The organism is Sphingomonas sp. PP-CE-3G-477 (assembly GCF_003050745.1).
In the GTDB taxonomy this organism is placed as follows: Bacteria; Pseudomonadota; Alphaproteobacteria; order Sphingomonadales; family Sphingomonadaceae; genus Sphingomonas.
In genome coordinates, this window is sequence record NZ_QAOF01000001.1 from 760,823 (window position 1) to 773,863 (window position 13,041).

The 13,041-nt window shown below is 67.0% G+C and carries 8 protein-coding genes; 2 read left to right on the plus strand and 6 right to left on the minus strand.

Features of this window, described 5'->3' with window-relative positions; all coding sequences use genetic code 11:
• The first annotated feature begins 188 nt into the window (after positions 1-188).
• Positions 189-3,224, plus strand: coding sequence for a glycosyl hydrolase family 28-related protein (locus C8J45_RS03570; RefSeq protein WP_107961877.1), 3,036 nt, complete (start codon positions 189-191; stop codon positions 3,222-3,224).
• 67 nt (positions 3,225-3,291) lie between these two features.
• Positions 3,292-4,404: a lactonase family protein gene (locus C8J45_RS03575; RefSeq protein ID WP_181321080.1), complete on the plus strand. Its 1,113-nt coding sequence runs from the start codon at positions 3,292-3,294 to the stop codon at positions 4,402-4,404.
• Positions 4,405-4,419: 15 nt separating this feature from the next.
• Here C8J45_RS03575 and C8J45_RS03580 read toward each other — a convergent pair whose 3' ends face one another.
• From C8J45_RS03580 to C8J45_RS03605, 6 genes are all read right to left on the minus strand, one after another.
• Positions 4,420-5,991, minus strand: coding sequence for a carboxylesterase/lipase family protein (locus C8J45_RS03580; protein WP_107961879.1), 1,572 nt, complete (start codon positions 5,989-5,991; stop codon positions 4,420-4,422).
• 102 nt (positions 5,992-6,093) lie between these two features.
• Entirely contained in the window at positions 6,094-6,978 is an 885-nt protein-coding gene (locus tag C8J45_RS03585; RefSeq protein ID WP_258191262.1) for an exonuclease domain-containing protein, read from the minus strand.
• A 69-nt stretch (positions 6,979-7,047) separates the two neighbouring features.
• A complete protein-coding gene (gene treF / locus C8J45_RS03590) occupies positions 7,048-8,622 on the minus strand; it encodes an alpha,alpha-trehalase TreF (protein WP_107961880.1) in 1,575 nt (524 codons plus the stop codon).
• Positions 8,623-8,691: 69 nt separating this feature from the next.
• Positions 8,692-11,388: a TonB-dependent receptor gene (locus tag C8J45_RS03595; protein ID WP_258191263.1), complete on the minus strand. Its 2,697-nt coding sequence runs from the start codon at positions 11,386-11,388 to the stop codon at positions 8,692-8,694.
• 99 nt (positions 11,389-11,487) lie between these two features.
• Positions 11,488-12,474 (minus strand): FecR family protein, encoded by a 987-nt coding sequence (locus C8J45_RS03600; protein WP_107961881.1) that lies wholly within the window; start codon positions 12,472-12,474, stop codon positions 11,488-11,490.
• Positions 12,471-13,007 (minus strand): RNA polymerase sigma factor, encoded by a 537-nt coding sequence (locus tag C8J45_RS03605; protein ID WP_258191264.1) that lies wholly within the window; start codon positions 13,005-13,007, stop codon positions 12,471-12,473. Before C8J45_RS03605 ends, C8J45_RS03600 begins: the two co-directional genes overlap by 4 nt.
• Positions 13,008-13,041 lie beyond the last annotated feature (34 nt).

Here is a 13,041-nt window from a genome sequence, read left to right on the forward strand (position 1 = left end):
TTCGGAGGAAGGAGGCACTGGCTCTCCATAAGCTGCGCGCGGTCGGTTCGTCACCGTCTATCGTTGGTGCGCGCGGGATCGGCTACTACGACCTTGGTCGTGATCGCCTATGGTCGCGCGCGCCACTACCTGCGGTGCAGACTGGCGGACATCGTCCGGTGCGTCCCACAACAATCTCGGGTGAGCCTGTGAAACTGACACTAGCGATCGCGCTTCTCGGGACGACCGTTCCAGCGTTTGCAGCCTCCCGTTCGGCCTCTCCGTCTCAATCGGTATTTCTCACCGCACCGTCGGATCCACGCGCGGTGACGGTTCGCGGCCGCGGTGACGGCCGAACCGACGATACCGCCGCGATCCAGGCCGCGATCGACAGCGCGGCGAGCGCGAAAGGCGGCGAGGGCATCGTCTTCCTGCCCGCCGGCCGCTACCGCATCTCGCGAACCATCTTCGTTTGGCCCGGCGTGCGCGTGTTCGGCACGGGCAAGACGCGCCCCGTCATCACGCTCGGCGCGGCGACCCCCGGTTTCCAGACCGGCGTGGCGAACATGCTGTTCTTCACCGGTTCGCGCGCCGACACTCGCGCCGCGCCGCCAAAGGTACCTGTGCCACCACCGACCAGCGTACCGTTCGACGCCACCATCGCCGACGCCAATTCGGGGACGTTCTATTCCGCGCTCAGCAACGTCGATTTCGAAATCGGCGACGGCAATCCTGCGGCGACCGCCGTCCGGTTCCACTTGGCGCAGCACGCATATCTGAGCCATGTCGACTTCCACATCGGCTCCGGGCTCGCCGGTATCTACCAGGTCGGCAATGTCGGGCAGGACCTGCGCTTCTTCGGCGGGCGCTACGGCATCCTCAGCGAGAAGACCTCGCCCGCATGGCAGTACACGTTGCTGGATTCGTCGTTCGAGGGCCAGCGCGACGCCGCGATCCGCGAGCATGAGGCGGGGCTGACGCTCGTCAACACCAGTATCCGCAACGTCCCCGTCGGAATCGAGATCGACCGTGGCTATGGCGACTGGCTATGGGCCCGCGACGTGCGGTTCGAGAACGTCTCGGACGCCGCCGTCGTCATCAGCAACGAGGACAATGTCTACACGCAGATTGGCTTCCAGGACGCGACCGCCAGCGCCGTGCCGATCTTCGCGCGGTTTCGTGATAGTGGGAAGACCGTAGCGGGGCAGGGCGCTCGATACCGGGTCAAGGCGTTCTCCTACGGTCTGACGCTGCCGGGGCTCGGCGCGACCGGCAAGTACGAGACGCGCGTCGATGCCGCGACGATCCCGGCAATGCCGAAGCGGATACCGCCCGCGATCCGCTCGCTGCCGCCCGTCGCGCAGTGGTTCGACGTGCGTGGCGCGGGTGCGAAGGGTGACGACGCGACCGACGATACCGCAGCGATCCAGCGCGCGATCGGTACGCACCGCGTGGTCTATTTCCCGACCGGCTTCTACCGCGTTTCCGATACGCTGAAGCTGCGGCCCGACACGGTACTGATCGGCCTGCATCCGGACATGACGCAGATCATCCTGGCGGACGACTCGCCAGCGTTCCGCGGGATCGGTGCCGCCAAGGGGCTGATCGAAAGCGCGAAGGGTGGCACGGCGATCGTCTCCGGCATCGGCCTGACCACCGGCGGCATCAACCCGCGCGCGACCGCGCTGCTGTGGAAGGCCGGCGCGGACTCGCTGGTCGACGACGTCCGCTTCCACGGCGGTCATGGCACCAGCCGCGCCGATGGCAGCCGGATCGATCCGTACAACGCCGACCACACCGGCGACGCTGATCCGCGCAAGCGCTGGGACGGGCAATATGCGAGCCTGTCGGTCACCGATGGTGGCGGCGGCACGTTCAACAATTTGTGGACCCCCAACACCTTCGCCGCCGCCGGGCTCCACGTCTCGAACACCAGCACGCCGGGCCATGTGTACGAGATGTCCGCCGAGCATCACGCGCGCGCCGAAATCGTCCTTGACGGCGTCAAGAACTGGGAGTTCCTCGCGCCGCAGACCGAGGAAGAGGCGGGCGAAAGCCGCAACGCGCTGTCGCTTGAGGTTCGCAATTCGAGCGACATCCTGTTCGCGAATTATCACGCTTACCGAGTGACGCGGTCGCTCCAGCCGGCGCCATCGGCGGTGCGGATCTACAATTCCGACGATATCCGCTTCCGCAACGTGCACGTGAACGGCGAGAGCGGGCTGGCGTTCTGCGATGCGGAGGGTTGCGGCACCGACCTGCGCGCGAGCAAGTTCCCGTACGAGAACGCGATCCAGGACATGACCTTCGGGCTGGAGGTGCGCGAACGCGAGTTCGCGGTGCTAGACGTGAAGCGCGGCGCCACGCCGGTCGCGACGACCACTGGCCCGGCCGTTCGCAAGCTGGAAGACGGGTTCTACTCGATCGCGGGCGCGGCGGTGGATGCGAAGGGCAAGCTCTACTTCGTCGAGCATAATACACACCGCATCTATGGTTGGACGGCGGGCGAGGGGCTGTCGGTCGCTGCCCACGCGCCCGTCGATCCGGTCAATCTCGCGGTCGATCGCTCAGGTAACTTCATGGTGTTGTCGTCGGACGGCGCGGCAGGGACGGTCTACAGCATCAAGCCCGGTGATCCCGACAGCATCGCCGTGATCCCTCCGACGCCGGTCACTCCGCACCGCGATGCGCGCGTCGCGCTACCCGCCAATTTCTGGGTGAATGGCGAGTTCAAGGATCAGATCGATCCGACGACCTACCAGTTCACGACGCTTGGCGAGATGTTCGCGCGCGACATGGCCGTGCCCAAATCCCGCGAATATGTCTCACTGGACGGCTCGCTGGTCCTGCCCGCGTATCGCACCGTCCAGCAGGGGCCGCCCAACCATCTCGGCTGGCGCTTCTCGGACGCACTCGACACCTACGGCTTCGTGAAGGCCAAGCTCGGCGAGCGTGTGTTCGTCAGCAATGGCTCCGAAGCCAAAACGTATAGCGGGCTGGTCGGCGCCGGCGGCAGTGTCACAGACCTGAAGCCGTTCGCCAATCGCGGCGGTGAGAGCGTCGCGGTCGGGCCGGACGGCCGCGTCTATCTCGCGAACGGACAGGTGTTCGTGCACGACGCCGACGGTCGCGAGTCCGGACGGATCGACGTCCCCGAACGCCCGCTGCAACTGATCTTCGGCGGCGCGAATGGGCGGACGCTGTTCATCCTGACGCACCACGCGCTCTACGCGGTCGAAACCTGAGCCGCGTTCGTTGCCTCGGTGGTACCGCTGACGCATGACACCCGCCGATAGCTGCAAAGGAACGGGCATGACCGACTGGACCACGACACGACGGTCGGCCCTGACCGCGATGGCGGCCACGATCGCCTTCCCGGCGGTCGCGGCCGGCGGCGGCAAGCGGCGGGTACGGTTGATCGCAGGCACCTACGCCCGCGAAGGCGGCAAGGGCGTGTATCCGATCTCGTTCGACCCGGATCGCGACGCATGGCAGGTCGGCAAGCCTGTATCGGGGATCGACGATGCTTCGTTTGGCGTCGGCGGCGGCCCTGCTGGTGCGTATTACTTCGTCAGTGAGAAGGCCGCGGGCGAGATCGCTGCCTACGCGTCGGACTGGTCGCACCGCGGCACGGCCGCCACGTCGGGCGCCGACCCGTGTTACGTCGCGATCGACCGCGCCAGCGCCTGCCTCGCGGTCGCCAATTATTCGAGCGGCAGCGTGGCGTTCCACCGGCTCGACGCGCGCACCGGCGTGCCAGGCGAACCGGTCGTGTTCCGCCACACGGGGCATGGCCCGAACAAGGCCCGACAGGAGGCGCCGCATGCGCACTGGGTCGGCTTCAGCCCCGATCGCCGATGGCTGCATTCGGTCGACCTGGGGACGGACACGATCTTCGCCTATCGCTTCGATCCGCGAGCGCGCGCATTGGCCGAGCCGGTCGCGGCATGGCGTGCGCCGCCGGGCGCGGGGCCGCGCCATCTGGTCCACGATCCACGCCGTCCACTCGCCTACGTCGTATGCGAACTGTCCAACACGGTCATCATGCTAGACTCCCGCGCAGACGGCAGTTTCGCCACCCGCCATACGGTCTCGACACTGCCGAACGGGTACGAGGGCGCCTCGCAGGCCGCGCATATCGCGATCGACGAGGCCGGGCGGCGGCTCTACGTCTCGAACCGCGGCCATGACAGCGTCGCCGTCTTCGCGCTCGACGCGTCAGGCGTGCCGAGCCTGCTCCAGCATATCCCCAGTGGCGGCAAGTGGCCGCGCTTCCTGTTGGTTCTCGAAGCGCAGCGCCGTGTCCTCGTCGGCAACGAGCGATCAGGCACGCTGGCGATATTCCGGATCGAACCCGATGGCCGGCTCACCGCAACCGGACAGACGCTGTCGGTCCCAGGTGCGGTGTTCGTCGGCCAGATCTAGCACGCGCCCAATAGTTCAGGGCACCCGCCGTTCGAGCAACGGCGTCGCCGCGACATAGCGTGCCTGCTCGACGAACGGTTCCGAACGCGTCTGCACGTCCACGATCTGGCGCGGAATGACGCCCCCCGCGGGCGGTGCAGGCGACCAGTTCGGCAACCCCGCAGCGTTCGGATTGCCGGTCTTGATGAACGCGGTGAAATACCCCTGGAACACCGTTGAAATCCGGCGATCGTCCGCCGTCCATGCATAAGCCGGGTTCGTGTCCAGGTTGCCCAGCGCGTATTCGATCTCCGCGCTGTGCACTGCCCCGATCGGCGGCACGTCGGGGTTGGTCAGCGGCGGCAGCGCAGCTGGGCGAGGATGCGCGAAATGATAATAATAGGTCGGCTGTCGCGTCCGGCGGTGCAGGTCGAACCACTGCCACGTCGACGCGCCGAGAAATGCATCGCTCGCCAGCGCGGTGGCCGCGACGGGGACGCCGGCATCAGACTTCGCCGGGTACAAGGCGAGCAGGGCGTCCGGATCGGTAAAGAGCTTCGCGACGCCCGCGCGGTAATTCGCCACCGTCGGCGGTTGCCCGGCAAGAATGCTCGTCCAGCTTCCCTCTTGCGAGTTCGCCCCGACCAGCAACGGCACGCGCGCCGCGTGCCCGGCGGTGTAGGTATCGATCGGCGGCTCCGTCAGGAACTGGCCGTCGACGATGAAGTCTGCGCGGAACCGCTGCGTCCCCTGCGCAGCAAGCAAAGCCTCGGCCGGCACCGCCCGAAGTGCCTCGAGCGATGGCGCACCCGCCGCCACTGTGAACGCGTCGCCATCTTTCGTCGCCACCGCGAGCGGCTTGGGGCGGAAGGTCGGCGGCAGCACGCCACCGCTCTCGCCGATCGCCCCGGCGAACTGCGTGCGGGTGAGTGGCGAGGTCATCAGCACGCTGACCGACATAGAACCCGCGCTCTCGCCGCCGATCGTGATCCGCGCGGGATCGCCACCGAAGGCGGCGGCGTTGCGCCGGACCCAGGCCAGCGCCGCAGCCTGATCGAGCAGGCCGTAATTCCCCGCGGAATGGGTCGGTGATTGCGCCGCCAACGCGCTGGTCGCGAGGAACCCGAACGCGCCCAGCCGGTAGTTGATCGTCACGACGACGATGCCCTTCTGCGCCATCGCCGCCCCGTCATAGCGCAGTTCCGACCCGTCACCCGCGATCGCGCCGCCGCCGTGGATGTAGAACAGCACGGGCATTCGCGCGCCCGGTTTCCCGCCCGCCGGCGTCCAGACGTTGAGCGTCAGGCAGTCCTCGCTGATACCCGGCGAGCGGAACTTCATGTCGGCGAACAGCGGCTGCTGCATGCAACGCGCACCGAACCGGTCTGCTTTACGAACACCCGTCCATTGTGCTGCCGGCCGCGGTGGCTGCCACCGCAACGGGCCGATCGGTGCCGCCGCATAGGGGATGCCGAGATACGCATCAATCGGCGTTGCGGCGGTCGAAACGTGCGTGCCTTCGAGCGTTCCGCTCGCGACTTGCACGCGCTGCGCCATCGCCGGTGCGGCCAGCAAGCCGACCGCCATTACCCAAGTCGCCCACCGCATATCGCCCTCCGCTATCGCTTTGGGACAATGGTCGCACCCCATCTGGCGTTTGCCAAGGCGGACGGTCGCTATTCCTTCACATTGCCGGCAGCACGCGCCTGCTCAGCTTGCCGTAACGCTGGCAGCGATAGCCGGCAGATCGAGCTCGACTTCGGAGACCACGCGGATCGTTCCGCCAAGTCGCCGATACTGTTCCGCACGGCGATACGCGCCGCTGTTGCGCACCGAATAGCTGAACGGCGCACGCCCGGTGATGACCAGCATCGTCGTCGTGTTGCCAACCGCCGACACGATCCGTCCACCAAGCGCGGCAATCGCGCACGCAAGCCGGCCGTCGCGAGGCTCACCGAGGATCGCGATACGTTCGCCGCTGAGCGGTCCGGTTGGTGCAGGGCGCGGCGCAGGGCCGGGCTTGCGCGGCGGTTTCAGCCACTCGTCGAGCGCGATGCCGGTATGGTCTATCGCCTTGACGATCACCCAGCCGGCGGCGCGCGCATCGCTCAGCGCGTCGTGATGCTGGTGCGCGATCCCGAGATATTGCGCGAGGCCGCCTAGCCGGTGGCTCGCCAGATCGGGCCAGGCGCGCTGCGCAACGCGGACGCTGTCGAGCCACACCGTCTCGATCGCGGGACGGTCATGGATACGGCACGCCGCGGCGAGCGCGCCCTTATCGAAATAGGAATGCGCCACCGTCGTCCGGCCCGACAAATGACCATCGACGATGCCATGGATGTCGCCAAAGCATGGTTTGCCCGTGACGTGATGCTCGGTGATCCCGTGGATTCGGGTGTTGAACACGTTGAACTCGTCACGCGGGTCGACCAGCGTCTCGTATTCGAAGATCTCGCGGCCGTCGCGAAACCCGACGATACCGACCTGGCAGATGCTGCTGACGCGAGAGCACGCCGTTTCGACGTCGATGACGACGAAATCCGGGGTTAGCATGTCGGCGACGTCGGTCTGGCTGGCGGGCGCTGGGTCGAGCATTGCACGTCCATATGTGGCGCCGGGTGCCGTAAGCAACCATTGTCGCCGGAACGCTCGCTAGCGCTTGCCTTACTTCGCCTTCTGCGCCAGGTCGGGATAGCGGTCGAGGATGGCGCTGGTCACGCCGTTGGTCCACCCGAAGCCGTCCTGCACCGGATATTCACCGCCGCCGCCGGGGGTTCGTTGCTCGATATTGTATTTCTCGAGCATCTTGCCGGTTTCGGCATACGCCGCGCCGACCGTGCCTAGCCAGCGCTTGGCGATGTCCTTGGCGAGCGCCGGTTCGCCATTCCGCTCCAGCCCGGCAATCGCCACCCATTGCAGCGGCGCCCAGCCATTGGGTTCGTCCCATTGCTGTCCAGTGTTCAGAGTCGTCGTCCGCAGGCCACCCTCCGCCACCAGCGACTTGCGCACCGTCGCGGCCACCGCTTTCGCCTGCGCAGCCGGTGCGAGGCCGACGAACAGCGGATGCAGCATGGCGGCGTTGATGCTGGCGGTGGGCTTGCGCGTCGTCAGGTCCCAGTCGGCGTAGCGCGCGGTCGTCGCCTGCCAGAGATAGCGGTCTATCGCAGTCTTGCGCTTCGCTGCGAGCGTCGTGAACGCAGCCGCGCAGGGTGCGTCGTCAGCCGTACGACAGCCTTCCGCGATGCGGCGCTCCATTGCCCACAACAGGCTGTTGAGATCGACGGGCACGATGTCGGTGGTGTGGACCGTTGCGAGCGACTTCGGATCGCGGAGCCAACGCGAGCTGAAATCCCAACCGCTCTCCGCACCCGCACGCAGGTTGCGCTGCGTGTCTGTGGCGGGGCGGGGTGCCGCCTTCGCCGCAGTCTCGACGTCCTCGGCATAGGATTCGTCACGCGGCGTATCGCGGTCGTCGTAATAGCGGTTCAGCATGCTCCCGTCCGGCATCCGCACCACGCGGAGGCAGGCAGGCTTGTCGGCAATGCAGGCCTCGCCCTTCATCCAGAACGCATGCTCCGCCCGCAGCGCCGCCAGCCGACGCTTGGTTACCGCAGGGTCGGTGTTGGTCGAAAGATCAAGCATCAGCGCATAATAAGGCGGCTGCGACCGACTGAGATAATAGGTGCGCGTCCCGTTCGGGATATGGCCGTACCGCTCGATCAAGCTGGTGAAATCGTCGAGCATCGATTCGACGAGCGGCTGTTGGCCATCGACCTTCAGCCCGAGCATCGTGAAATAGCTGTCCCAGTAATAGATTTCGCGAAAACGCCCGCCTGGCACGACATAGGGGGCAGGGAGCGGCAGCGCGGAGCTGCCTGCGACCGGCGCGACCGGCTGGCGCACGAGCTGCGGCCAGAGCGTGCGGACATGCGTCCTGAGATCGCCCGAGCCGCGATCATTCTCGCCGGGCACGACGAAATTGGCGAGCACGAATGCTTTCAGTGCCGGGCCGGCGGGTTTTGCCCGGGCGTAGTCCGCCATGATCGCCTCGGCGGCACGCTTGGGGACGGCGTCGACGAACGTCTTGCCGTCCGCAAATACATGGCCCTGCTGGACGGCCCGAAACAGCGGCCCGTAAACGTCGGCCGGAGACTGGACCGCTATGGGGGAGGGGGCAGTCTGCGCTGGTGCCATCGCGGCGACCGAGGCCAGAGCGGCAAAACGGCAAAGGGTTTTCATCACGTCGCGACCATCCCGGTAGAGCGATCGATCCCGCCGATGTGGCGGGATCGATCGCCTAAGCCCTTATCAAAACTTGAACGCGGCGGCGAACCGGATCGACCTACCGACGATCGGCCGTGCCAAAATCGTGCCGCTGCCCTGCGATCCGAGCGTACGCGGATTGCCCTCGGTCAGCCCGATCTCGTCGGTCAGATTGTCGCCGATCACCTGGAACTGGATCTGCCGGGTGACGTCGAGCGTGACGCCCGCATCAAGCTTGTAATAGCCCGGCAAGACCTGGGCGTTCTGGACGTCGGAGAACCGGTCGCCGACATAGCCGACCGTCGCATACACGCCCGCCTTCGCATCGCCGCCAAGCTCGAGATCATAGGCGGGGGTCACGCGCCACTGCCATTTCGGCTGGCGCTGGACCCGGTTGCCGGTCAGGTCGGTCCGGCCGCCATCGGTGAAGAAGTCGCGGTACTTGGCATCGAGATAGGTCGCCGAGCCGCTCAACGTGAACCCGCCGAACGGGCGCAGCTGGCCTTCGAACTCGACACCGGTCGCCTTGGCGCCGCCGACCGACGCGATCGGTGCACCGCTGGTGATGACCGTCGTCGCGAGCCCGTCGAAGGTGTTGTGGAACACCGTCGCGTAGAGGTTTGCGATCCCGGTCGATACCTTCACGCCGCCCTCATAGCTGTCGACCTGCGGCGCGACGTCGATGCCGTCGCGCAGATTGTCGAAGAACGGGAAGCTGTTGCCGCGGCTGTAGCGGACGAACGCGCCGACCTGACGGGTCAGGTCGTAATTGACGCCGCCGGTCCACGACCAGGCGTCGCCGCGATAGCGGATCGTCCGGAAGGTGCCGTTCAACTGCGCGTCGCCATTGTCGTACAGCGTCAGCGGATTGCCGTCCGCGCCCGCCGCCGGCACCGTACCCGCGAGGTTCTCGAGCGTGCCGTCGACCGAGTGGTGCTGCCAGCGGACGCCGCCATCGACGCGCAGCTTGTCGGTGATCTGCAGTTCGTCGACCGCGTACCCTGCGACGTCCTCACCGGTGTAGCGCGCGTTGACCTTGAACGTCGAACCGCTCGAAAAGCCGTCGCGCGTGACGATCCGGCCGTCCGCTAGCGTCAGGTTGAGCCGGCGCGCATTGGGTTCCGCGGTCAGCAGCATACTGTTGCCGAGGTTCCACCGATCACGCGACTTGTAGCGCGTGTAATAGACGCCGCCGGTCAGCGTGTTGCTGCCCGACTTCCACTCCAGCGCGAAATCGTTGACGAACGCCTGGATGTGCTTCTCGACGCTCCAGAGCCCGGCCTCGACGACAGCCTGGTTGGGTGAGGCCGCAGCACCGCCGGTCGCGAAGGTGAGCGACCCAATCGTTCCGCCCCGACCGGCGGCATAGGCGGCGGCGGTGATCGGCGGGGTACCGCCGGGGACGAGACCGATCGTATCGGCGTTGCCCTCCATCCAGCTGCCGCGATCGCGCACCGTGATCCCGCTGCCGAGTTCATAGTCGAAGTTGCCGCCGAGATTATAGATCTTCGCGCTGCGCCCGTCGGCCAGATCGACCCGGCTGCCGTCGTTGCGCACGCCGATCCGCGTGTCGCGCCCGACCAGCGTCCCGGTGCCGGCATCGAACCCGGCATATTCACGGATCTTGTCGCCGTCCTGCACCACCGGGATCGGCAGCAGCCACTGGCCGCGATCGTCGAGATAGCGACCGAACAGCAGGATCGAGCCCTTGTCGAAATCATGCCGGATGTTGCCGGTGATCTGGCCGCCGCGCTCCGCCTCGAACTGCGCGTCGCGAATGCCGCGCGAGGTCGAGTAATAGCCGCCGAGCATGTAGGTCGTGCTGTCGTCGATCGGGCCGGAGACATAGCTGTCGACGCGGAACTCGCCGTAATCGGTGCCACTGAGCTTGAGCAACCCGGCCGGCGTCTGCTTGCCCTCGCGCTGGACTAGGTTGACGGTCAGGCCGGGCTGGCCGTTCGAGAACAGGGCGCCGGTGCCGCCACGTACCGCCTCGACCCGCTGGATCGTCTCGTCGATCCGGATCAGCTGCGTGTTCTCCAGGAACGACAGTGTCGGCGGCGGGAAGAACGGCACGCCCTGCGTCTGGAAAGTGACGTATTCCGCATCGCCACCCGACGGATAGCCACGCACGAAGATGTTCGCGCCGGTCTTGCCGCCCGAGCTTTCGGTACTGACGCCCGGTACCGCGCGCAGCACTTCGGCGGTGCTGGCGGTGCCGAGCCGCTGCGCCATCGTGCTGTCGATCGTGGTGACCGCGAACGCCGCATCCTGCCGACGCGTGCCTGCGCCCGCGGTGCCGATCACGACGATATCTGGGGCAGGTTCCTCGGGAGCCTGTGCGGCAGGCTGGTCGGCGGGCGCCTGAGCCGGAGCGGCCTGTACCGCCGCCGGCGTCGTGCCTGCCGCCTGATCCTGCGCGTCGACGATAAGATACGCGCCGCTCGGCGTCAGGCGGTGACCGAGCCCCGAGCCCTTCAGGATCGTGGTCAGCGCATCGCCGACGTCCATCCGGCCGGTGACCGCACGCGCGGTCTTGCCACGGACGAGGTTGGGGGAGAACAGGATCTGCTTGCCGCTCTGGCGCGAGAAGGCGAGCAACGCGGTGCTCATGTCCTGCCGCGCGATCCGCACGCCGACCGCAGCCTGTGCGGTCACGCCGATCGGGATACCGCCCGCGGTGAGTGCCAAAGCGGTCATCATCATGCCGCGCAACAGCACGGTCCTGCCTGTGGATGTCATGCAATCCTCCTTGTTCGTGCGATCCCTCTTCCGGGGTCGATCCAAAGGTAAAGACGCGGGCGTTCGAAAAACCCGAACCGCGTTTTTGCGATCGGTCGATTATTTCTTCGAGGCGATCGTGATGCCGCCATTCGCGTACCGGTCGACCGTCACCGGGAAGCCCATTTCGAGCGCATCGAGGAACGGCTGCACCTCGCCCGTCCGGAACGCACCGCTGATCCGCAACCGGCCCGCCTCTGCGTCGGTGATCGCGATCTGCGGGGCACCGTAGCGGTTCATCTCCGCGACCGCCTGGCGCAACGTCTCGTCCTCGAACACGAGCCGGCCTTCGCTCCAGCTCGACAGCGCGAGCGCACGACCGGGTATGTGTTGCACCGATACGCCACCGACCGACGCGGTGAGGACGTCGTCCGGTACCATCGCAACAGGTTTGCCGTGCACGCCCTTGGTAGCGACGCTCACCAGCCCCTCGACCAGCGCGACCTGTACCGCATGCGGATCGAACCGCACGTCGAACGCGGTGCCGTGCGCGGTGACCGATTGCGCACCGGCGGTCACGACGAACGGGCGCCTCTGGTGCTTCGCGACCTCGAACAGCGCCTGTCCGCGTTCCAGCACCAGCCGCCGCTCGGTGGCGGTGTACGCCATCCGGACCCGGCTATCGGTATCGAGCGTCAGGCGTGATCCATCGGTCAGCGTGACCATGAGGCGCTGGCCGGTTGCCGTCCGGTACACCGGTGCCTCGGCGATACGCACCGCGGGCGCATCGTCGGCGAAGCGCCAGAGCGTCAACGGCGCGACCACTGCGGCGCAGGCGGCCGCGGCCAGCATCCACGGCGCGACCCGTCGCGGCGCGCGACCCAGCGCCGCTCTCGCCACCGCGGCGTGCCGCAGCGCCAGCATGTCGGGATGGTCCGCAAGGCTCGCGCTGGTCGCCCGCGCGTCGGATACCGCCGCCCAGGCTGCTGCGTGGCCGGGCCGCGCATGCCAGTCGTCGAACCGCGCACGCGTCGTGCCGCCGCCGTCACGGTCGCGGTCGAGCCGCTCGGCCCATTCCGCCGCTTCGATCATCGCGGGATCGGTCACGGTCGCCAGTCCTTCAGCCGTTCCGCGACATGCACCAACGCGCGCGCCTGATGCTTTTCCGCGGCGCGCGTCGAGATCGCCATGGCATGCGCGACATCGGCCATCTTCAATCCCTCCAGCATCCTGAGCACGAACACGTCGCGCGTCCGTTCGGGCAGTTCGGCAAGCGCACGACGCAGCGCGTCGGCGATATGCCTACTTTCCAAGACGCGGTCCGGCGCGAAATCCGAACTTTCGATGGCAAGATCGTCGATCGGATCGGACAACCCGGCGCCGCGCCCCTGGTTTCGGCGCGCTTGATCCTTGAGGACGTTGGCGGCGGTTACGAAGATGAAGCTGTCGTGCTGGCGAATGTCGTTCGGGTCCGCGAGCCGGCTGAGCCGCAGGAACACCTCCTGAACCAGGTCGGGAACGTCGTGCGACGCCGACACGCGCCGATTGAAATACCGGCTCAGCGGTCGGCTATACGTCTCGACCAGCGTCCGGAGGATCGTCGCCCTCTCGCCCGGATCGGACGACCTCTTACCCGCCACGCCCATAGCCACGGTCTAAAGGGTCCGCATCGGC

Excerpts from the sequence above, each read along its gene's own strand:
- C8J45_RS03575 (WP_181321080.1), top strand. The coding sequence starts at position 3,292 with ATGACCGACTGGACCACGACACGACGGTCGGCCCTGACCGCGATGGCG.
- C8J45_RS03580 (WP_107961879.1), bottom strand. The coding sequence starts at position 5,991 with ATGCGGTGGGCGACTTGGGTAATGGCGGTCGGCTTGCTGGCCGCACCG.
- C8J45_RS03585 (WP_258191262.1), bottom strand. The coding sequence starts at position 6,978 with ATGCTCGACCCAGCGCCCGCCAGCCAGACCGACGTCGCCGACATGCTA.
- treF (WP_107961880.1), bottom strand. The coding sequence starts at position 8,622 with ATGAAAACCCTTTGCCGTTTTGCCGCTCTGGCCTCGGTCGCCGCGATG.
- C8J45_RS03595 (WP_258191263.1), bottom strand. The coding sequence starts at position 11,388 with ATGACATCCACAGGCAGGACCGTGCTGTTGCGCGGCATGATGATGACC.